22 protein-coding genes are annotated in these 19,481 nt (G+C 62.6%); 11 read left to right on the plus strand and 11 right to left on the minus strand.

The annotated features are described in order from the left end of the window. The first annotated feature begins 833 nt into the window (after nucleotides 1-833). The 6 genes from B8W69_RS30260 to B8W69_RS06605 all read left to right on the plus strand — a co-directional run bounded on the left by B8W69_RS30260 (nucleotide 834) and on the right by B8W69_RS06605 (nucleotide 3,657). Nucleotides 834-1,268 (plus strand): hypothetical protein, encoded by a 435-nt coding sequence (locus B8W69_RS30260; RefSeq protein ID WP_133057976.1) that lies wholly within the window; start codon nucleotides 834-836, stop codon nucleotides 1,266-1,268. Nucleotides 1,269-1,279: 11 nt separating this feature from the next. After that, nucleotides 1,280-1,690 carry a hypothetical protein gene (locus B8W69_RS06585; RefSeq protein WP_133057977.1) on the plus strand — a complete coding sequence of 137 codons (411 nt, stop codon included), beginning with the start codon at nucleotides 1,280-1,282 and terminating at the stop codon, nucleotides 1,688-1,690. A gap of 219 nt (nucleotides 1,691-1,909) precedes the next feature. Next, on the plus strand, nucleotides 1,910-2,221 hold the full coding sequence (locus B8W69_RS06590) for a hypothetical protein (RefSeq protein ID WP_085289102.1): 312 nt from the start codon (nucleotides 1,910-1,912) through the stop codon (nucleotides 2,219-2,221). 1 nt (nucleotide 2,222) lies between these two features. Beyond that, entirely contained in the window at nucleotides 2,223-2,528 is a 306-nt protein-coding gene (locus B8W69_RS06595; RefSeq protein ID WP_085289103.1) for a hypothetical protein, read from the plus strand. A gap of 56 nt (nucleotides 2,529-2,584) precedes the next feature. Beyond that, nucleotides 2,585-2,779, plus strand: coding sequence for a hypothetical protein (locus tag B8W69_RS06600; RefSeq protein ID WP_085289104.1), 195 nt, complete (start codon nucleotides 2,585-2,587; stop codon nucleotides 2,777-2,779). A 5-nt stretch (nucleotides 2,780-2,784) separates the two neighbouring features. Continuing rightward, a complete protein-coding gene (locus B8W69_RS06605) occupies nucleotides 2,785-3,657 on the plus strand; it encodes an HK97 family phage prohead protease (RefSeq protein WP_085289105.1) in 873 nt (290 codons plus the stop codon). A 378-nt stretch (nucleotides 3,658-4,035) separates the two neighbouring features. Here B8W69_RS06605 and B8W69_RS30265 read toward each other — a convergent pair whose 3' ends face one another. The 7 genes from B8W69_RS30265 to B8W69_RS06635 all read right to left on the minus strand — a co-directional run bounded on the left by B8W69_RS30265 (nucleotide 4,036) and on the right by B8W69_RS06635 (nucleotide 8,868). After that, entirely contained in the window at nucleotides 4,036-4,524 is a 489-nt protein-coding gene (locus tag B8W69_RS30265; RefSeq protein ID WP_133057978.1) for a hypothetical protein, read from the minus strand. Nucleotides 4,525-4,534: 10 nt separating this feature from the next. Then, nucleotides 4,535-5,749, minus strand: coding sequence for a hypothetical protein (locus tag B8W69_RS31260; protein WP_245843150.1), 1,215 nt, complete (start codon nucleotides 5,747-5,749; stop codon nucleotides 4,535-4,537). Then, complete coding sequence (locus B8W69_RS06620) at nucleotides 5,750-6,046, minus strand: hypothetical protein (protein ID WP_085289107.1); 297 nt, start codon at nucleotides 6,044-6,046, stop codon at nucleotides 5,750-5,752. It abuts the gene before it with no gap. A gap of 33 nt (nucleotides 6,047-6,079) precedes the next feature. Beyond that, complete coding sequence (locus B8W69_RS30520) at nucleotides 6,080-6,229, minus strand: hypothetical protein (protein WP_165762562.1); 150 nt, start codon at nucleotides 6,227-6,229, stop codon at nucleotides 6,080-6,082. 64 nt (nucleotides 6,230-6,293) lie between these two features. Then, nucleotides 6,294-6,674, minus strand: coding sequence for a superinfection immunity protein (locus B8W69_RS06625; RefSeq protein WP_165762563.1), 381 nt, complete (start codon nucleotides 6,672-6,674; stop codon nucleotides 6,294-6,296). A gap of 408 nt (nucleotides 6,675-7,082) precedes the next feature. Beyond that, nucleotides 7,083-7,586 carry an HNH endonuclease gene (locus B8W69_RS06630; RefSeq protein WP_085289109.1) on the minus strand — a complete coding sequence of 168 codons (504 nt, stop codon included), beginning with the start codon at nucleotides 7,584-7,586 and terminating at the stop codon, nucleotides 7,083-7,085. 1 nt (nucleotide 7,587) lies between these two features. Beyond that, nucleotides 7,588-8,868, minus strand: coding sequence for an AAA family ATPase (locus tag B8W69_RS06635; protein ID WP_165762564.1), 1,281 nt, complete (start codon nucleotides 8,866-8,868; stop codon nucleotides 7,588-7,590). Between the two features lie 1,562 nt (nucleotides 8,869-10,430). On the opposite strand from B8W69_RS06635, the gene B8W69_RS06645 reads away from it, so the two are divergent. Further along, entirely contained in the window at nucleotides 10,431-10,973 is a 543-nt protein-coding gene (locus B8W69_RS06645; protein ID WP_165762565.1) for an ion channel, read from the plus strand. A gap of 26 nt (nucleotides 10,974-10,999) precedes the next feature. Here B8W69_RS06645 and B8W69_RS06650 read toward each other — a convergent pair whose 3' ends face one another. Then, nucleotides 11,000-11,350 (minus strand): hypothetical protein, encoded by a 351-nt coding sequence (locus B8W69_RS06650; RefSeq protein ID WP_085289113.1) that lies wholly within the window; start codon nucleotides 11,348-11,350, stop codon nucleotides 11,000-11,002. A gap of 296 nt (nucleotides 11,351-11,646) precedes the next feature. On the opposite strand from B8W69_RS06650, the gene B8W69_RS06655 reads away from it, so the two are divergent. Beyond that, nucleotides 11,647-11,976: a hypothetical protein gene (locus B8W69_RS06655; protein WP_085289114.1), complete on the plus strand. Its 330-nt coding sequence runs from the start codon at nucleotides 11,647-11,649 to the stop codon at nucleotides 11,974-11,976. Between the two features lie 5 nt (nucleotides 11,977-11,981). Here B8W69_RS06655 and B8W69_RS06660 read toward each other — a convergent pair whose 3' ends face one another. Beyond that, on the minus strand, nucleotides 11,982-12,407 hold the full coding sequence (locus B8W69_RS06660) for a thiol-disulfide oxidoreductase DCC family protein (protein ID WP_085289115.1): 426 nt from the start codon (nucleotides 12,405-12,407) through the stop codon (nucleotides 11,982-11,984). 255 nt (nucleotides 12,408-12,662) lie between these two features. Here B8W69_RS06660 and B8W69_RS06665 point away from each other — a divergent pair, with 255 nt between their 5' ends. The 3 genes from B8W69_RS06665 (at nucleotide 12,663) to B8W69_RS06675 (ending at nucleotide 18,175) form a co-directional block, all read left to right on the plus strand. Continuing rightward, nucleotides 12,663-15,278 (plus strand): ABC transporter ATP-binding protein/permease, encoded by a 2,616-nt coding sequence (locus tag B8W69_RS06665; protein ID WP_085289116.1) that lies wholly within the window; start codon nucleotides 12,663-12,665, stop codon nucleotides 15,276-15,278. Next, a complete protein-coding gene (locus tag B8W69_RS06670; protein WP_085289117.1) occupies nucleotides 15,275-17,011 on the plus strand; it encodes an ABC transporter ATP-binding protein in 1,737 nt (578 codons plus the stop codon). Before B8W69_RS06665 ends, B8W69_RS06670 begins: the two co-directional genes overlap by 4 nt. An 87-nt stretch (nucleotides 17,012-17,098) precedes the next feature. After that, nucleotides 17,099-18,175 (plus strand): phosphotransferase family protein, encoded by a 1,077-nt coding sequence (locus tag B8W69_RS06675; protein WP_085289118.1) that lies wholly within the window; start codon nucleotides 17,099-17,101, stop codon nucleotides 18,173-18,175. Nucleotides 18,176-18,180: 5 nt separating this feature from the next. Here B8W69_RS06675 and B8W69_RS06680 read toward each other — a convergent pair whose 3' ends face one another. Both B8W69_RS06680 and B8W69_RS06685 read right to left on the minus strand, forming a co-directional pair. Further along, the gene (locus tag B8W69_RS06680) at nucleotides 18,181-18,609 is read right to left on the minus strand and encodes a pyridoxamine 5'-phosphate oxidase family protein (protein WP_085289119.1); all 429 of its coding nucleotides are present in this window, start codon (nucleotides 18,607-18,609) and stop codon (nucleotides 18,181-18,183) included. 49 nt (nucleotides 18,610-18,658) lie between these two features. Then, nucleotides 18,659-19,480, minus strand: a complete 822-nt coding sequence (locus tag B8W69_RS06685; protein WP_085289120.1) for a mycofactocin-coupled SDR family oxidoreductase — start codon at nucleotides 19,478-19,480, stop codon at nucleotides 18,659-18,661. Between the last annotated feature and the right edge of the window lies 1 nt (nucleotide 19,481).

Raw genomic sequence — 19,481 nt, forward strand, 5'->3', positions numbered from 1 at the left:
TCCGCCCGGGACACGGGGTTGCCGGAGCTCGTTTCGGCATTGAAGGCCACGCCACCACTACCTGACACCCGCTGTGTTGGTCAGCATGAAGCTTTTCGATACCGCCATGGCTGGCACCAGTGCCGAGGTGCGCCAGGCACAAACGCGCTGCATTGAAATCTACTCGTCGTGTCCAGCGCTGGCCGAGTGTCGTCGGTGGGCTGACGGGCTGCCAGCCCGCCAGGGGTACCGGTTGCATGGTCGGCGGCAACCTGAGGCCCCAGTGGGAACAAATTGAGCGGTTACGGGCTGAGCGACGGGCGACCAGTTCGGCAGCCACGAGGCCGGCGTCGTGAGCCGCAGACCTGGTGACCGCCTACCGACGAGACCGCCTGCCAGGTGAACTGCGGAATATGTTGTGCACCAGTGCGTTTCGGATGTCGCAATGAGGGGTCTACGAGCAAACTAGGTGTGCTGCTGACTAGGGTGGCTGTCAATATAGAACTTCCGCTCGGTTGAGCCGAAAAGGCTCTGACCTGCGGGGAATCTGGAGTTTGCTGGATCTGCCGTCCGCGCTGGTAGAACCGTATTGGGCCCCGTTTATTTTCGCTGTCATGTCTTCGCCTGCAAGGCATCTCAGATTAGGTCACCCAAGCGGTAGTCGTGGTGCGCAACGGGGCGCCCTGGGGCCGGGGTTTGTCGATTATCCAGCAAACCCCGCTACCAGCGACCGCGAATCGGCCAATTGAGGATCGTGGGCGCTAAATATAAATTGGGCGCTGATTTTCGATACACGTTGAGCTCCAGAGCATCTCAACTGGCAGCGCTACACCGCCAACGCGTAACCTGCAATTATGACGCCGGATCACACTCCTAGTCTTTCCCGGTACCGGGGCGGGTGCCGGTGTGATGGCTGCCGGAAAGTCGTTGCAGCACAACGTCGCAAGGAACGTGCCGAAAAGCCCGACAAGCCGCGCAACCCGTCGCCCGCCAATGTCGTCAGCTTGCCGACCGCTTCGCAGACACCGACCGAACAGGTCGGCCCGGTGGAGCGGGCCGTGATCGAAGAGTTGGAAACGTTGCCAAAAACGGTTGAGTTCGCGGGTATTGCCGCTGCCGCCCGAGCTGTCGCCGCTGCGATTGACGACCCGGCTCAGCGGTCGTACATCTCTCGGAACGGCAACACGTTGCAGCATTTGCTTGAACAACTCCGTGGGCGGCGCAAGAAGATCAACCGGCAACTTGCTGTCGTTCAGGCCCAGGCGGGCCGTAGGAGGGCAGCACAATGAAGGCCAGATCAATGCATTTCACTGGCCGGATGATCCCGCTCAATTTCTATGTACCGACAGCCGTTACGCGGGAAACCAATTGCCTGCTGCAAGCGATTGACCAGCAACGGTATAGGGAAGCACCCTACTGGGTGTTGCGGGCGCGCCAGTGTGCTGCCGGGTGCGACGATCAGACGTTGCCGATGGATGCGCGACTTTCGCTGCGTGAGGAGCTGAATCGAATTATGAGCGAACGCCTGAACACCAGGCACCACGAGCCAGAGTCACCACAATCGCTAGAGGATGACGTTCGGTTCTGGACTGAGAAGTGGGAGTCGATCAAGCAGGAATCGCCGAATAACACACTCTTTCAAGCGGTACGCTCGATGACCTTATTGGCGAGGTTATGGGTGACTACGAATCAGACGACGAACATATCGTAAGGAGTAACAACAAGCGACTACACGTCCACGCCCACCGCCGAGGGTAGCTACGCGGACGGCTCGTTCAATCCAGGCCAGGCCAAGCAGACCACCGGAAGGGCGAGCGGCGCAACGATTGCTGGATCAGGAAGAGGATTCCCTGGCAGCGAACCAACCTAGGCTAACTGAGTCAAAAGACGCAATACCGTTGGGAAGCAACTGGAAAGGACAACACCAACTATGAAGATCCGTATGCTAGGCACTATTTGGGGACAGTTCCATGGCAGGAACGGAGTCAAGCGTGGCGACATCGTAGAAGACCTGCCCGACTTCGATTGCAAGCGTTACATCGCAGGCCAACTCGCAACCGCAGAGTTGAAGGGTGAACTGCCAACGCCGTATGTCGAGACCGAAGAGTCGAAGGCCGCGTCGCGGGAGATCGCACCCAAGCTGCGCGACATGGTGCCCGAGGAAGCTCGTCCGCTGCCCGAAAGAGCGGTTGGTCGCCACCCTGCATTTCCCCGAGGGGCCGGCGAAGGGTGGAGCGTGTGACATGCGCTATCACGATGTGCCGCAACATGAACGCGAAGATGATGAGTATTCGCTGATCGTAGACCCGCGTACTGCGCGGAACTTTCTCATCGATCTAAAGAACCTCCTACCGCGTTACAGCGGAATGATTTTGGCCGTCCACCCCGAGCTTCGTGCGGAGTTCTGGGACCGAACGGGCGGCGAAATCCAGTTCTGGGCCGTCGTTTTCGATGAGGCTGGCGGTGTCGATCACGTCAACATCAAAGCGCTGGTCCACGAGGAATGTGAGAAGGTCTACGCCTACGAGCGGGAGCGAGGCATCGCATGATGAAAAACCATGTTTGCGCTGACAATTGGTCCGATAATCGGGTACGCTCCTGCCGAATGATCCTCGCGCTGGCCGAGCATGACGAGGACGCATATAACCTCGTCATCGCTGAAATTCAAGACTGCCCGCGCTGTTTGGTCAACGTGCTGCACCACGCGATGCGCGGCTGGTCGGCTTACTTCATGCTGGGGGCTGGTAGCCACGCGGAAGCCGCCGACCTCGCTGCGCAGGAGATAGAAAGGTACCTGTAAATGTCATGAGTAACAACGTAGAGATGGAACGCCTCAGCACGGCATGGTGGTCAGGCGTCCCCAAGCTAGAAGTCCGCAGCCTGCCAAATAAGCCGCACCGCATGGTAATTGGCGGTATTGCAGCCCTGTTCGGTGCGCCGTCCAATCCACGTCTGGGTTTCACCGAGATTGTGGAGCGGTCGTGCTTCAACAAGAGCCAAGGCGACGGCTACCCGCTGGTGCGTGCGCTCTACGAGCACCAGCCCGATATCGTCCTGGGCGCCGTGCATTCGGGAACCATGCGTATCTTTCAGGATGGCAAGGCAATGACTTACGAGGTCGACATGCCCGCGACCCGTTCTGCTGAGTACGAATCCATCGCACGCGGAGATGTCCACAGTTCCAGCATCGCATTTCAGGCTTACCAGGATGAATGGCGACGCGGCACGAACGGTTATCCCGAAAGGCATTTACTGTCAGCACGCCTAGACCACATCGCGCCGACCTCGATGCCTGCGTATCCCGATGCGACGGTATCTCTGCGGTCTCTGGCCGCAGAGATGGAAGCCGACCTTGATGAGGTCGTGCGAGATGCGGTGAATAACAACTTGAATCGCTACTTCGTCCGGTCGGACCAGATGGTCTCTGCCCCAACGACAGTCGAACCGGGAACGTCGCCGGCACCGGCGCTTGTCGAGACGCGGAATGCACAATCTGATCCGGCACTGGTAGCGGCAATGCAAGCCAACCGGGCGCGCCGATACCCCTCGGACAACCGTCACCGCGGCGAATTGGGCCGACTGGTGGCCCGCAACCGCGCCAAGCGTTACCCCCCCAGCATCAGTGCCGACGATGGGCGGGAGTATTACGCCCGCCGTGCGCTGCTTCTCAGTGACTAAGTATTACGCGGGCTATACGCCCGCCGCCCGAACAACTACACAGAACGAACCTGGGTCAATCCGACGGCCTGCGAGGATGCGGGTCGTCCGCCTCGGGGTCATCCCAGTAAGCCCATTCGGGAAGTGGTGTATTCGGCATAGCGCCAAAAGCTGATGCCTCGTACCCAGGTTGGCCGACTTGCCCGTTCCACCGTGGGTCCAATCTATTCGCTCGTGAGCGCCTAACCGCCCGGGTAACCAGAGCGATCACACCTCCGACGATGAAGGCGACCAACGCAATCTTTAGGGCGAGCAGCAACAGTGCCATTTCTTTTCAGGCTCCCAAAAGTTGTGGCCGAGAGATGCCGCCGAAACGAGGCCGTCGCACTAACGCCAGGTTCATTGAGCTGGTGGCAGATGTGGCATGTTGGGGCAGGCCTGAAGTAGAGCTGCCGTGGCGTCGTGTGTCATGACAGCCCCGTGGTAGTAGTTGGCATCCTCGCTTGACGGGTTTGGTTGCGCCGGGCGATTAGCAGAGTCCCGTTGACTGTTGGCTAGCAACGCCGTGCCCTGTGCCCATTTTCCCAATTGATCCTTCAACGCTGGACTGGACACCGAACCTGCTGCTGCCCGAATGTTGTCGCTCATGGCCGATTCCTTGTCGGAAATCGCGACCAAGTCCGGGCGCTCTCCACTCCCGTTCTCCAAAGCAGTCACCGATTGCGACATCGCGATCCACTGATGGCCAAGCTGTTCAACCGCAGTGCAATCGTTGTGCGTGTTCCTCTGTGGCAGCACCAAGACGACTACCACGCCGCAGACCACGAGCAGCACGCCGATTGACGCCCACAGCAGCTTATTTCGCGACCAACCCGCCAGACTGTTCACGCACTCACGCTCACTTTCCAGCGATCATGATTGGAGGCGACGGCGGCGGTTGGATTCCACCGACGGGGACACCGCCGCTGAACGTGAACTGACCACCACAGCCATTCGGAATGTAGTAAGTAACATCTGGATTCGCTGCCGACAGCGACCCGATCTGATTTAAGGTGATCGGCTGCCAAGGGCTGATTTTCGGTGGTGGATTTATGCCAGCTAGGCCACCGCTGATCACACCGCCAGGCTCCTTGGTAACTGGATTTGCACCCTTAGGTGCCCACGCATCACCGCCGAACGAGACCTGCGTGTATCGCTGAGCCTCATAGGAGTACTGCACCCATTGCTGCTGCTGACCGTTGACCATGCGGGTGTAGCTGGTGTAGTCCTCTCCGGTAATGCGGAAGCGGTATTGCTCTTGTATGTAGGCGAACGGTGGAGCGTTGTCGTCGGCCCACGGCTTACCGCCGGGCACGTAGAAGCCTGATGGCCCTGCTGGACCCTTGCCCGGAAAGCCTTCCAACGAACGGTGACCCGTCGCCGGCGGCGGCGGATCTTTCCCAACGTATGGCGGCGGGACCACGTTCACCCAATGACCGAACCGCTCGTCGCCAATCAGGGGGTTCCTCGGATCTATTGGCCCCTGTGGGTTCGGGTCCGTCTGCGTGGAGCCGTCTTGACGAGTGAAGTCGGCCAACTGAGCTTTATGCTCGTTTCCTCCCGACGCAAAACCGGCCTTCCCCAGACCAGCGGTGGCGGCGGTGAGCTGGCCCGCAACCTTTTGGTCCGCGCCCTCTAATTGCGCTGCCCGAGACCAAATTTCACTGGCCATCTTTTCGGCTTGCGCTTGCTTTGCGGCCTGCTGCGCCGCTGTGCCGCCATGGTCGGGGTAGCTGACCGAGAGGTCTTCTCCGACATCAAATCCGGCGTTCTGCGCGTCCTCGACGGCATGCAAGGCCCGTTGTTTGGCGGCGCTGATGTCACTCGCGCCACTCCGTGCGATACCGGCTGCCTGCCGAAGCTCGTCGGCTTTGCCGCTGACAAGCGTGTAGTCGGCTCCGGTGCGTTGCCGCAGAGTGTCCCCGCCCGCGCCGTGCCAGGTGATCGAGTGCGATTGATTTCGCATCGTGAGGAATGTGTCTTCCCACCGGTCGGCTGTCTGGGTCCAGTAACTGGCCGCGTTGGTCAGGTGCTCGGTACTCCACGTCCGGATCTGCGACAGCGTGACGGCCATCTACACCACCGTCATGCCAGTCACGTTGGCCATGTCAGCAGCGTTGGTCGCCTCTTGCTTGCTGTAGGTCGCGCTGGCTGTGCTCACACCGGTCGCGGTCTCCTGGGTGCGTGTCGCGAACGCAGCCGAAGCCGCGCCGATGGCCGCGTTGACACCGTTCACCGCCGCCGTGGTGGGTTGAAACGACGCCCCCGGCGACGGTGGCGTGGTCACAGTGAGCTGGGAGCTAAGCGCCTGCCACTGACCGGCGGTAGCTTGTAGCTCGCCGGGGACGACCTGCAAACCATCCGATGCCATGTGCGGGATTTTAGGGCGGTAGCCGAGCCGATGCTATTCAGTTCCAACAAATGGGCCGCGCCGCAATAGGTCGGACGCGAGTCGCGCCACCTCGGTGCGCACCCGGTCCAGTGCGGCAACCACGGCGGAATCATCGGGGTCATAGCCTTCGTCGCGGATCGCGCCGCCTTCAATCTCATCCATAATGAGCTTGGACGCTGGAAGGTGGCATTCAGTTCCGCCCCTTTAAGCATTCAGTTCCGCCCCTTTAAGGGAGCCGGTGAACGCGGCTCAACTCCCTCTTGTCAGCCACAGCCATCGCCAGCGCGATCACCCACCCGACGTAGGTAAACCCGAGGAATAAGGTGATGACAATTATTGAGCCGGTGTGCTGTACCTGCCGACGTGTCGCGATGAGGATTGGGAGTAGGTAGACCACGACTGACGCAACGGCCCCCGCAATGCCCGCCAGCACGAACCCGATTGTCCGAAACACCCCGCCGATGCCACTAAAGTCGAAGAACCCACGGATCGCGGCCACAATGACAATGGCTCCGACGGCAAGGGCCAGGGCGATAATCCCGATGTACCCCGCGATTTGTTTTGGTGTCCAATCAGCCTGTTGGGAAACAGGTTTGGTGTCACTCACTTTGCAGCCTCCCCGTGTGTTCGTGCTTAGGTGAAGCGTAAGCCAGCGCAATCGCTGGCTCGTAGATAATCACGGAATAGGTTGCGAAGGAGCGTATTTCGACCAGACCAGTCCTTCCACAGCCACACGCGGACAAACTGCTTGCCCGTGACGTGTCGTCGGGGTCAAGCCTTCGGAAGAGTTTGATTGATGTAGCCACCGTCTAAACCGTCACGCGGCAAGCTCGGACTACCGCTTCGGTCTTGGTCGATGTCGATACGGGCTTGAACTCGTCGGCCCTAAAGCGGAAATCCGGCTTCGGCCAGGTACGCATGGACACTGCCAGTGAACTGGCCTTTTTCTGCATCCTCAAGGATTCCGATGGCGAACGCTTCACGAAGCGACTCGTCAGTTTGTTGTTTCCAACGCTCAACCATCAAATAGATCGCGTTCAAGCGTTCTGTTCTTGCTCGAACTAGTTCTGCGATTGAGCTTGAGTTCCTCAACGGTGGCTGCGCCACGCGCTGAGGCGGGGTGAGGGCTGATGAACTCACCGCGATGCCGCAAATGTTCGGCAATGTTGTCCGTATAGGGATCGAGTATGGCAGCCTGAGGAACGTTGTAATCGAGTTTCTGGATGTTGCACATCTGGCAAGCCCATGCCAAGTTTGCCCATATGTGAGCAAGCTGCGGAAATGCAGATTTTGGCTTAATGTGATCCACATGCGGGTAGCATATATGCCCCATTGTTGATTCGCAGTATACGCACTTTCCGGCAGAATCCTCGTTAAGCTGAGCTTTAATGCTGGGGTGGCGCCACTTCTCGTGCTTCTTTTCGTCGGGCGTACCCTGAGCCTTAACGTAATTGTTGGTCCACTCAAGTTCATTCTTGACTAGTATCTGCGGCTTGGCACCCTTCTGCTGTGCGCGCATTCTACTGGTTTTCGTCGGTCAGCTTCAAAAATGCTTTCGGAAATTCAGTGTCGAGACCGTTCGCCTGGAGCTTGCTGCGTAATTGCTTAAGGCTTTCGCCGCTGATCAGAGCCGAAGAATACTCAGCTAGAATCTCATCGTATTTTTGTTCTGCCCAGATCGGCAATGTACTCGGCACGCCAAGAATCTCGCGGAGGGCTGCATCGGCGCTTGCCGCCTTATTTGTGTAGTCCAACTCGTGGCATTCAACCCGGTGTTCACTGTTGTACTCAAGTGCGTAAACCGTTGACTCAGGTGATGAAGTGGCGACGAAGGGGCTGTGTGTGGCGACGATGAACTGGGCACCAGGAAATGCGCTTAAAAGATTCGGCATTATTTCCCGTTGCAAGCTCGGATGTAGGTGGTTCTCCGGTTCATCTATAAGCACGGTGAAGCTTTGTTCAGCGAGTGATTTGAGGAATATGATCCAAGCCATTTCTAGTATTGCGCTCACGCCACCAGATGATTCGTCGATGACAAAGTCTCCCGTGTCAGTCTCCATCACTAAGTGCGGACCACGCACCATGAGTTGACGGAAGCCTAGGGAGGCGGGCATCACCCGCCGTAAGATGTGCAAGAAGCCTTTCCAGATTGCGGCGGCATTCGCATTTGCTTCCACATAGGTGTTCCCTTCGGAGAATAGCGCTGAAGCGATAAGTACTTGCTTGAACGAATAGCGCGGGCCTCTGTAAGACCCAGTTTTCGCGTAGTCTGCTCTAAGCACCGCCATGTACGTCTCGTACAAAAACTCTGGATTCGGAAACTCGTTAGGAATGTCAGGCACTGACACATAGGGTTGAGGCACTAAGCGGTGTGACTTTATGTAGGTTCCTGGGATTTTCTGAAGTTCACTCTGAATGGTGTAGTCGAATCTGTCATGATGCAGTTGAGTATCCTGCGATAGAATAATCTCTGCAGATTGGCCGTTGGTATATTGGATTTCACCTATCGATATGCTATGAACGATCATTTGAGCTTTAGGCGATACGGGAGAATCGCTCACGCTCCATCCGAAGTCATCACCCATTTGACGCGGCCCCGCTGAGTACGAAACCGGCCATGCAAAGTGCAGGCCTAGAATGTCAAGAATTGTACTTTTCCCCGTCGCATTGGCACCGGTGAGAACCGTAAGTCGAGGATGGAAATTCAGGTCTATGGATTCGAATTGACGCCATCTGCCAATTGATAGCCGTGAAAAGCCGGGGCCTGGGGTGGTGTCAGCCGCATCTTCAGTGTCGGTCACACTGACAAGTATGTCGCTTCCGCCGCGCCGCAATCTACGGTGCTGGGCAGACTGGCCTGGACCCCAATCCAGCCATGAGAACAGCCACCGCCTGAGCGCGCCTCGGTGAATACCGCCAGCGATGATCCAGATTGAACAACCCTGGGTGTTTGTCATGTCCGCGCCCTCCTTTCACTGCAACCTTTCGAGGCCGTGCAGCATCCAGATGGCTTCTAAGCACCATGATGATCGGCCGCCGACTTGAGGTGATTGGGCTACCAGTTCGATCTCAACCATCCCTGATGGATGTCAACGCCACCTGACGGTTTTCGCTGGACGGATACGCCAGGACACGCCCGCCGGCGAATCTTGGCCGACACGCCGAAGTATTTCGCGTCCACACTATTACGACCAACGTTCAAGCCCTTTTAGCTGCGTGTTTGCGGCCCGCCCGCGCCTGACCGGGCGTGTTTTCCACCAAGTTATGCACACCGTTGCCCACAGGGCAGTTTGCCTTATCCCCAGCTTGCCACCCGGCTTTATCCACAGGATCGGTTTGTGCCGTGTGTAGTCGGATGTAACTTTCGGATGTGACCACTTCGGCAGACCAGGGCGCGCATGCCATGCGTGTGCCGTGTCCAAGGTGTGGCTGCCAAGATGGCACCATCACCACGCGCAACGGTCAGGACACGGTGAGATGCGCTCAATGCCAAAGGTATTGCTACAACGCGCCACGGTCCGAGACGGGACGGGAACGTCGATCATTAAGCACAAGACCAGATATCCGGCCCCAGCAGCGCAGCCGGATCTTTCAGCGCGACAACGCCGCTTGCGTAATGTGCCACCACAGCGACGTTCCACTCGAGATCGGTCATCTGGTTTCTGTCCACGACGCCCAACAGGTGGGCCTATCGGAGGACGACCTAACGAGCGACGAGAACTTGGCGGTCATGTGCGCTGAGTGCAACTCAGGCCTGTCCAAACGGTCGCTGCCGCCTCGCCTGATCGCAGCAGCGATCTGGGCGCACCAATTAAACGAGAGCAAAGGTGGCCAACGCACCGCTTAATGTCTCGCTTACGTTTCTGGTGTGTCGACCCACGTGGGCGTAGCGTGAATCATGGGCTTGCGTTGGGGGATGAGGTCGAACCGAATCCGTATTTAACACACACCAAATATGGCGCGATCGGAGAAATCATGTGTGCCCCCATTCTTATGGGATTTGGGACGATCCTGGTTGCGGCTGGCGTTGTGTTGACTCCCAGCGCCAGTGCCGCGCCACCTGACGTCGAGAACCGGTTTGTCCAACTAGTGCAAGAGAAGACCGGCACCATGGCAGACCGACAGACCATCCTCGCTGCTGCATACGACGATGTGTGTGGGCCGTCCCGCCCCGGAACGGTTGCTGACCTCGCCGCTCGACTTGGGATCAATCCATATACCCAAGTGGGTTGGGTGCGCGAGGCGGCAACCTACACAGGTCTGTGCTTCACATAACAGCGAAGGGAACCGGCGACTCGGACGGGAAGCCGGGCGAGCACCCCACGGGACTGTGGGTGTCAGTCCTGGGCGTTACGGTTCGGCCATGTCAACGCAACAGCGGCAATCGTGGTGGGACAACCCGAGGCTGCGCTTCGTCCTAATCAAGGTTCTCGCCCCGACCGCAATGGTGTACGTGGCGACCTCATCCTGGCGAGGTCTCGGCGGACCAGCACCGAGGCTGGGAATCTACCATTGGGCCAACGTTGGTTTCGCGGCGCTGCTCGGGATCGGGTATATCTGGGCGCTTCTGCGGCACAAGCGTTTTCGGTCAATGCCTACCGGCTTCGCCGCGTTCCTTGTCATTTATTTCGTAGTCGACATTGAAGGCCTCTTCGCCCAGACCTATTACGCGATGTCCGTGCAGATGCCGCACTCGTTTGAGCCACCGCTTACCGGGGTTGATGCCGCCTATTTCACAATCAGCACCGCCACCACGACCGGAATGGGCGACATTCACCCCGTCAGCAGCCTGGCGCGCAAGGTCGTCTCAGCGCAGATGGTGGCCAGCCTGTACCTGGTGGTCATCGCATTGGTCACCGCGGTGCAGCGTGTGTTGGCGACACCGGCAAAATACGACCGCGTGTGAACCGACTCCCGGTTGGCCCACCTCATCTACTCGGCGGGTACGAACTTCTCGTTGCTGCCTACGCACAGGTTCGGGTCGGTGTCGTCGGCTGCAAAATAATCCCGAACCGGGCGGACCCGGCAATGAAAGCTGCCCCCACCAACAAACGGATTGTGGAAAAAGATGCCCAATCCGGCAGCTTCCCCCCTGGTCTCGAAGTTGCCGACGCGGACCAACTTGGTTCCGTCGTCCATTACGACCTCAAGCGCGTAGCGCAACGGTTTAATGCCGCCGCGTTGCAGGCGCATGAACTCGATCCCGCCCGCGCCTCCGCTAGGTACCAGGAACGGCTCGGGCGTGCCTGCCCAGTCGCACATCATGCAGACGAAGCCTTTCATGGTCCGGACGCTACGCCGCCCCACCGACAAGGTTTGGCGACCGAAACGCTGCGAGACCCGTCGGGACCGCCGTGAGCACGAAATGAGCACAATTTCAGAAGAGTTACAGGTAACTCATCTGAACTCATCCAACCTGAAAGCGCAGCTCAGCGTTGGTTTCGTCCCCTGACCAGCATAGCTGTTGAGGGTTCGAGTCCCTCCGCCCGCACTCAACACCCGGGCCGAATTTTCAGCGGTGTAAGCGTCAAACCCTTCCCGGCGGGTATCTGGAATTCACGGGACACAAGGGAGACGCCATGCCCGCCGGAAACGAGCCCTCAACACGGGGCGAAAAGGCCTTCACCGCAGAAGATGTCGAACTCGCCGAACACAACGCCGCCGCGGCCCGCCAACGCGCCGCCCGCGCGGGACTATCCGCGGCCCACAGCTTCGAAGAATCGGCGGCCCAGCATGAACGGGTCGCGATGATTCAGGACCAGACTGTCCAGCAAGGCGTTTCGCACACGGACATGCACCGCAGGTCTGCGCTCAAGCATCGCCAGGCGGCCGAAGAGGACCGCAAGCTCGCCGAGCTGAAGCGGAAGGAATCCGAAGCCGACCTCGCCTCGGCGCCGGGCATCGACTGACGCCGTCAGTCCGCCACGAAGCGGGCACGGACCTCCGGGGCCGGCAGCGGACAACTGTCGTACTTGCCGCCGACGCGATAGCGGATCGCGGCGAACCTGTCGTAGAGCCAATCGCGCAGCGGAGCCGGGATGACGCGCGCGACCACGAACATTCGCCAGGGTCCGCCGAGATAAGCCGCCACCCGCAGCACGGCCTCGGATCGGACGGCCACCCGTTCCGAGGACCCGCCCGGGTCATCCACAAACACCACCGAGTCGACGCCGCCGATGTCGGGGTGCCGCTCGATGATCGCTTTGGCGAAGACACTCTCCAACGCCGCGAACCGCAGCGGACCGGTGGGATCGAACCGAAGGATCGTGCGCACCGACCGGTTGCACACCCCGCAGACCCCGTCGTACAGCAGCACGGGCGTCGCCGACTCACCGCTCATGCCTCCCAGGTTACCGAGCGGGGCCCAGGTTGACCTATGGTAAGGCAACCCTTAGTTTGTGGGGGGTAACGTACCAAGTCGTGACCGGCTGGCCGGTGCTCGCGGCGCGCACGTGGGGTCGTGGCAGGTGTCGAATTCAGGGTGTGCGCGGCCTATGCGGGCCGCATCGTTCCATGGCCTCGGGGCGGTGAACCCGCCGGGTCGTCAGATCGGCGAGGCCATCGCGGCGCGGAGCGCCGCGAGAAAGGACCGCTAATGGCACGCGGATTCTCGGGTGTGATGCTGCGCAGCTTCGGCGCGCGCGACCACACCGCGACGGTGATCGAAACCGTCCGCATCGCCCCGCATTTCGTGCGGGTGCGCATGACGTCGCCAACGCTGTTCGAAGACGTCGATGCTGAACCGGCTGCGTGGCTGCGGTTCTGGTTCCCGGACCCGGACGGATCGAAAACGGAATTCCAGCGCGCCTACACGATCTCGGAGGCGGACGTCCCCGCCGGACGTTTCGCGGTCGACATCGTGCTGCACGATCCCGCCGGCCCGGCGTCGTCATGGGCGCGCACCGTGCAGCCCGGGGCGACCATCGCGGTTATGGCCCTGATGGGCTCGTCGCGATTCGACGCGCCCGACGAGCAGCCGGCTGGTTATCTGCTGATCGGCGACTCGGCGTCCATCCCGGGGATGAACGGGATCATCGGGGTCGTCCCCGACGACGTCCCGATCGAGATGTACCTCGAACAGCACGACGACAACGACACCTTGATCCCGGTCGCGCAGCATCCCCGGCTGCGGCTGCACTGGGTCGTCCGCCACGACGAGAAGTCGCTCGCCGCGGCGATCGAGAGCCGGGATTGGTCGAACTGGTACGCGTGGGCGACGCCGGAGGCCACGACGCTCAAGCAGGTGCGAGCACGGCTGCGCGACGAGTTCGGCTTTCCCAAATCCGAAGTACACGCCCAGGCCTACTGGAGCGCCGGGCGCGCGATGGGCACCCGCCGCGGCGACGAGCCGGAGGCATCCGGCAGCACCACGCCCAGCGTTTCCACGGAAGACATTGCCGCGCAACTGGAGTCGGCTCCGCAGGTATCCGACGCGGCCCCCGCCCCGGTAGCACGCGGGAGTTGGCGTGCGCAGGGCGCCGGCCGGTTGCTTTCGCCGCTGCGGTCGGCGCTGATCGTCTCGGGCGTGCTGCAGGCGGTGATCACGTTGGTGCAACTGGCGCCGTTTGTGTTGCTGGTCGAGCTGGCGCGGCTGCTCGTTTCCGGGGCGCCGGCGTCCCGGCTGTGGGATATCGGCATCGCTGCGGTGTCGCTGCTGGGGCTGGGTGCGTTGCTCGGTGCCGCGCTCACTCTCTGGCTCCACGTCGTCGACGCCCGATTCGCACGGGATCTGCGATCGCGGCTGTTACACAAGCTGTCTCGGCTTCCGCTGGGCTGGTTCACTGCGCGCGGCTCGGGGTCGATCAAGCAACTGCTGCAGGACGATACGCTGTCGTTGCACTACTTGGTCACCCACGCCATCCCGGACGCGGTGGCGGCGGCCGTCGCGCCGGTCGCGGTGCTGGTCTACCTGTTCGCCGTCGACTGGCGGGTGGCGCTGGTGTTGTTCGTGCCCGTCCTCGTTTACCTGGTGCTGACGTCGTCGCTGACGATTCAGTCGGGCCCGCGCATCCCGCAGTCGCAGCGCTGGGCGGAGACGATGAGCGGCGAGGCCGGCGCATACCTGGAAGGCCAGCCGGTGATTCGCGTCTTCGGTGGTGCGGCCGCGTCCAGCTTCCGGCGCCGCCTGGACGGATACGTCGGCTTCCTGGTCGCCTGGCAGCGCCCGCTGGCTGGCAAGAAGACCTTCATGGACCTGGTCACCCGTCCCGCCACGTTCCTCTGGCTCATAGCTATGACCGGCACCCTGCTGGTGGTCACCGGCCGGATGAATCCGGTGGATCTGCTCCCGTTCTTGTTGCTGGGCACCACCTTCGGCGCACGGCTGCTCGGCATCGCGTACGGCCTCGGCGGCATCCGCGCCGGCATGTTGGCCGCGCGGCGCCTGCAGAACACGTTCGACGAGGCCGACCTCGCGGTGCGAGACCACGACGAAGCCCACCAAGAGGTGGCGGCGACGGTGGTGTTTGACAACGTCGGCTTCGGCTACCGCCCGGACGTTCCCGTCATTCACGACGTGTCGCTGACCTTGCGGCCCGGCACGGTCACCGCGCTGGTCGGCCCCTCCGGGTCCGGCAAGTCGACGTTGGCCGCCTTGCTGGCCCGATTCCACGACGTCGGGCAGGGTGCGATACGCGTTGGGGGACAGGATATTCGGTCGATGACCGCCGACCAGCTCTATGCTCAGGTCGGATTCGTGCTGCAGGAGACGCAATTGGTGCATGGCACCGTGGCGGAAAACATCGCGCTGGCCGTCCCGGATGCCACCGCGGCGCAAATCCAACAGGCGGCGCATGAGGCGCAAATCCACGACCGCATCATGCGACTGCCGCAAGGCTACGACACCATGCTCGGCGCCGGAAGCGGGCTCAGCGGCGGTGAGCGCCAACGACTCACCATCGCCCGCGCGATCCTGGCCGACACCCCGGTGCTCATCCTCGATGAGGCCACCGCCTTCGCCGACCCCGAATCGGAATACCTTGTGCAGCAAGCGCTCAACCGCCTGACTCGGGACCGCACCGTGCTGCTGATCGCGCATCGATTGCACACCATCACCCGGGCCCACCAGATCGTCGTGCTCGACCGCGGCCGCATCGTCGAACGCGGTACTCACGACGAGTTGCTGGCCGCCGACGGCCGGTATCGGCGGTTGTGGGAGGGCGGCCGCCGTGACCAGGTGGCCGCCGGCGCGACGGGCGAGGGGGCGCGATGATCCGCACGTGGTTGAGTTTGGTTCCGGCGGATCGCCGCAATCGGGTCATCACCTACACGGTGCTGGCATTGATCTCCGTGGTGGTGCGCGCGGTGGCCACCGTGCTGTTGGTCCCCCTGGTCGGGGCCTTGTTCAGCGACGACCCGCAGCGCGCCCTGGTCTGGCTGGGCTGGCTGACCGCGGCGACCATGACCGGCTGGGTGATCGACACCGCAACCGCGCGTATCGGTTTCAACCTGGGCTTCGCGGTCCTGGATCACAGCCAGCACGATGTGGCGGATCGGCTGCCCGGCGTGCGGCTGGATTGGTTCACGGCCGAGCACACCGCGACGGCGCGGCAGGCGATCGCGGCCACCGGGCCGGAACTCGTCGGCCTGGTCGTCAACCTGCTCACGCCGCTGATCTCCGCCATCCTGCTGCCTGCGGCCATCGCGGTGGTCCTGCTGCCGGTCTCCTGGCAGCTGGGGGCCGCCGCGCTGGGTGGTCTGCCGCTGCTGTTGGGCGCGCTGTGGGCGTCGGCCCGCTTGGCGCGCCGCGCCGATGCCGCGGCGGCCCACGCCAATAGCGCGCTCACCGAGCGGATCATCGAGTTCGCCCGCACCCAGCAGGCGCTGCGGGCCGCGCGGCGCGTCGAGCCGGCGCGAAGCCTGGTCGGCGACGCGCTGGCCGCACAGCACGGCGCTACCATGCGCTTGCTTTCCATGCAGGTCCCCGGACAGCTGCTGTTCAGCCTCGCCAGCCAGCTTGCGCTGATCCTGCTGGCCGGGGCGACCACCGCGCTGACCGTGAACGGAAGGCTCACGGTGGCCGAGGCCATCGCGTTGATCGTCGTCATCGTGCGCTACCTGGAACCGTTCACCACCATCAGCGAGCTGGCGCCGGCGCTGGAGAGCACCCGCGCCACGCTCGACAACATCCGTTCGGTGCTCACCGCGCCACTGATGAATGCCGGTTCCGGCACGCTGACGGGCGCCGCGGCGCCCCGTATCGAGTTCGACGATGTCGTGTTCCGCTACGACGGCGCGGGTGCGCCGGTGCTTGACGGGGTGAGCTTCACGTTGGAGCCGGGCAGCACGACGGCGATCGTCGGACCGTCCGGCTCGGGTAAGAGCACCATCCTGGCGCTGATCGCCGGGCTGCATGAGCCCACCGGCGGCCGGGTGCTGATCGACGGGGTCGACGCGGCGACGTTGGACGGCGACGCCCGGCGCGCGGCGAGCAGCGTGGTGTTCCAGCACCCCTACCTGTTCCACGGGTCGATCCGCGACAACGTGTTCGCCGGGGATGCCGGCGCCGGAGACGAGCGGTTCGCGCGGGCGGTGGCCCTCGCGCGTGTCGACGAGCTCGTCGCGCGGCTGCCCGACGGCGCCGAAACCGTGGTCGGAGAGGCCGGCTCGGCACTGTCCGGTGGTGAGCGGCAACGGGTCAGCATCGCCCGCGCGTTGCTCAAGCCCGCACCGATACTGCTGGTAGACGAGGCGACCAGCGCGCTGGACACCGAGAACGAGGCCGCGGTGGTCGACGCCCTCACCGCCGACCCGCAATCGCGTACCCAGGTGATCGTCGCGCATCGGCTGGCCAGCATCAGTCACGCCGACCGCGTCCTGTTCCTCGACAACGGCCGCGTTGTCGAGGATGGAACGGTTGACGAATTGCTCGCTGCGGGCGGCCGTTTCGACGAATTCTGGCGGCAACAGCACGAAGCCGCCGAATGGCGCATTCTGGCCGACTAGCGCATCGCGGTTGACCGCAACTCTTGCGGTATGCCTTACAGTTTGTCAGTCGGACCGAGCTGTCCGCTTACAGGAGGCGTGCTGCTTATGAGTGCTGTGCTGTCGATACCGCGTTACCCCGGCGACGTGACCCCGCAGTGGTTGTCGGCCGCGCTCAGTGGCAGCGGCACACCCGTCGAGGTCGCCGACGTGGACGTGGTCGCGATCGGCACCGGGCAGACCGGGGCGACCTACCGGGTCACCGCCCGCTACGCGACGGATCCCGGTGACCTGCCGCGGACCTTTGTGGTCAAATTGCCCGCGCAGGACGACACGGTCCGCGACCGGGTGGTCATCGGCTACCGCAGCGAATGCGCGTTCTACTCCTCGGTGGTGGATCGGGTCCAGGTGCCCACGCCGCGGTGCTTCTACTCCGAGATCACCGAGGATGCAATGGATTTCGCCCTGCTGCTCGCCGATCAGGCGCCGGCGGTGCAGGGCGATCAGCTCATCGGTTGCGGCGAAACCGAAGCGCGCCTTGCGGTTACCGCGCTGGCCGGCCTGCACGCGCCCAGTTGGTGCGATCCCGTCTGGCTCGATTTCCCGGGCATCGCGTTCGGCCGTCCGGATGAGGCCGGTGCCAACGGCATGGGCGAAGTGGCGAAGATGAGCGCCGATATCACGCTGGAGAAGCTGGGCGATCGGTTGAGCGCGGAGGACCGCGACACCTTCGGCGCGGCAATGGGTTCGATCGCGCCGTGGCTGCTGTCCGAATACGACCGGTTCGCCTTGCTGCACGGCGACTACCGGCTGGACAATCTGCTGTTCGACCCCGAGCGAACCAGGGTCAGCGTGGTTGACTGGCAGACGCTCGGCGTGGGGTTGCCGGCCCGGGATCTCGCCTACTTCACCGCGACCAGCCTCACTTCGCAACTGCGCGCGGGCATCGAGGAAGAGCTCGTCGCCGACTATCACCGCGCGCTGACGGCCGGCGGGGTCAGCGACTATGACCGCGAAACATGTTGGCGCGACTACCGGCTCGGCGTGTTGCAGGTGCCGCTGATCTCGGCCCTGGGTTTCGCGTTCGCCGCGGCCACCGAGCGCGGCGACGACATGGTGCTGACCATGCTCAGCCGCGGCTGCCAGGCGATCCGCGAGCTGGGGACGCTCGAATTAATCGGCTGAAGGCCTCAGAAGTCGCCGGTGAAGTCGGCGCTCAACCAGCGGTCAGGCCGGATGGTGAACAGCACCTCCTCGACGCCTTCCATGCTGCGCACGAACGCACGCCCGCCCTCCTCGCCGAGGTAACGGATGGCGATCGACTCCTGCAGGTCGGCCGGAGCCGGGTTGGTGGTCTCGACGACGGTGCCTTCCACCACCACGTACTGATACGGCGGCTCCTCGCGCTGAACCACGAGCGTCACCGCGCCCGCCTGCTTGATCAGCCGGGCCTTGCGGCTGGACGCCCCGGTCATGATCCGGACGTCTCCGCCGGGGGTGTAGTCGTACCAGATCGGGACGCTGGCCGGCGGGCGGCCTTCGGTGGCGGCGACGGACAGCACCGCCACATGCTTGTCGGCGAGGAACTCCTGGCGCTCGGTTTCGCTGAAGGCTTTCATGACGAGTGCAAACGCCGGGACTGGGTGGCTATTCCCGCGCGACCGAGGATCAGTACTGCGTCGAGCCCTGGTCGACCGGGATTTGTGCGGCGGTGACCTTGCGGGACTCGTCGCTGGCCAGCCAGCACACGGTATCGGCGATCTCCTCCGGCTCGGCGACCCAGTCGGGCAGGAACGGGGTGAGGACGTGCGACAGCTGCGGGTTGGTCTCCATGGTCTTGCCCACCGCGTTGACCATGTCGCCGGAGCCCATCGGGGTGTTCACCGGACCCGGGTGAACGCTGTTGACCCGGATCGAATGCTTGCCCAGCTCCGCGGCGAAGGCCCGCGCCAGCCCGGTGACGGCGTGCTTGCTGGCGGTGTAGTGGATCATGAACGGCTGCATCTTCATTCCGGCGGCGGAGCTGATCAGGATGATGGAGCCGCCGCGGCCGCCCGCGATGATCTTGTCCGCGCCGGCCATCACGGTGTTCCAGGTGCCGGTCACGTTGATGTCCATGACGTCGCGGAAGTTCTCCGGCGTGATGTCGTCCCAGGCCTGCGGAGCCGCCACCCCGGCATTGGCCACGATGATGTCCAGCCGGCCCAGCTCGGCGACGCCGTCCGCGACGACCTTTCGCAGACCGTCGAAGTCGCGGGTGTCCACCACCGACGAGATGATCCGGCGGTTCGCGGCTTCGACCAGGCGCACGGTCTCGCTCAGATCGTCGGGTGTCGCCGGGTCGTAGGGTACGCAGGACGGCAGCTTGCCGGCGATGTCGACCGCGATGATGTCGGCGCCTTCCTGGGCCATGCGCACCGCGTGCGCCCGGCCCTGGCCGCGGGCCGCGCCGGTGATGAATGCCACTCTTCCGGCAAGCTTGCCGCTCATA

It is taken from the genome of Mycolicibacterium vulneris, assembly GCF_002104765.1.
Lineage (GTDB): Bacteria > Actinomycetota > Actinomycetes > Mycobacteriales > Mycobacteriaceae > Mycobacterium > Mycobacterium vulneris.

Excerpts from the sequence above, each read along its gene's own strand:
- B8W69_RS06680 (WP_085289119.1), bottom strand. The coding sequence starts at position 18,609 with ATGAAAGCCTTCAGCGAAACCGAGCGCCAGGAGTTCCTCGCCGACAAG.
- B8W69_RS06685 (WP_085289120.1), bottom strand. The coding sequence starts at position 19,480 with ATGAGCGGCAAGCTTGCCGGAAGAGTGGCATTCATCACCGGCGCGGCC.
- B8W69_RS31260 (WP_245843150.1), bottom strand. The coding sequence starts at position 5,749 with ATGGCCGTCACGCTGTCGCAGATCCGGACGTGGAGTACCGAGCACCTG.
- B8W69_RS06675 (WP_085289118.1), top strand. The coding sequence starts at position 17,099 with ATGAGTGCTGTGCTGTCGATACCGCGTTACCCCGGCGACGTGACCCCG.
- B8W69_RS06600 (WP_085289104.1), top strand. The coding sequence starts at position 2,585 with ATGATCCTCGCGCTGGCCGAGCATGACGAGGACGCATATAACCTCGTC.
- B8W69_RS06585 (WP_133057977.1), top strand. The coding sequence starts at position 1,280 with ATGCATTTCACTGGCCGGATGATCCCGCTCAATTTCTATGTACCGACA.
- B8W69_RS06590 (WP_085289102.1), top strand. The coding sequence starts at position 1,910 with ATGAAGATCCGTATGCTAGGCACTATTTGGGGACAGTTCCATGGCAGG.
- B8W69_RS30260 (WP_133057976.1), top strand. The coding sequence starts at position 834 with ATGACGCCGGATCACACTCCTAGTCTTTCCCGGTACCGGGGCGGGTGC.
- B8W69_RS30520 (WP_165762562.1), bottom strand. The coding sequence starts at position 6,229 with ATGGATGAGATTGAAGGCGGCGCGATCCGCGACGAAGGCTATGACCCC.
- B8W69_RS06595 (WP_085289103.1), top strand. The coding sequence starts at position 2,223 with ATGCGCTATCACGATGTGCCGCAACATGAACGCGAAGATGATGAGTAT.
- B8W69_RS06630 (WP_085289109.1), bottom strand. The coding sequence starts at position 7,586 with ATGCGCGCACAGCAGAAGGGTGCCAAGCCGCAGATACTAGTCAAGAAT.
- B8W69_RS06655 (WP_085289114.1), top strand. The coding sequence starts at position 11,647 with ATGCCCGCCGGAAACGAGCCCTCAACACGGGGCGAAAAGGCCTTCACC.
- B8W69_RS06620 (WP_085289107.1), bottom strand. The coding sequence starts at position 6,046 with ATGGCATCGGATGGTTTGCAGGTCGTCCCCGGCGAGCTACAAGCTACC.
- B8W69_RS06645 (WP_165762565.1), top strand. The coding sequence starts at position 10,431 with ATGTCAACGCAACAGCGGCAATCGTGGTGGGACAACCCGAGGCTGCGC.
- B8W69_RS06665 (WP_085289116.1), top strand. The coding sequence starts at position 12,663 with ATGGCACGCGGATTCTCGGGTGTGATGCTGCGCAGCTTCGGCGCGCGC.
- B8W69_RS06650 (WP_085289113.1), bottom strand. The coding sequence starts at position 11,350 with ATGAAAGGCTTCGTCTGCATGATGTGCGACTGGGCAGGCACGCCCGAG.
- B8W69_RS06660 (WP_085289115.1), bottom strand. The coding sequence starts at position 12,407 with ATGAGCGGTGAGTCGGCGACGCCCGTGCTGCTGTACGACGGGGTCTGC.
- B8W69_RS06670 (WP_085289117.1), top strand. The coding sequence starts at position 15,275 with ATGATCCGCACGTGGTTGAGTTTGGTTCCGGCGGATCGCCGCAATCGG.
- B8W69_RS06605 (WP_085289105.1), top strand. The coding sequence starts at position 2,785 with ATGAGTAACAACGTAGAGATGGAACGCCTCAGCACGGCATGGTGGTCA.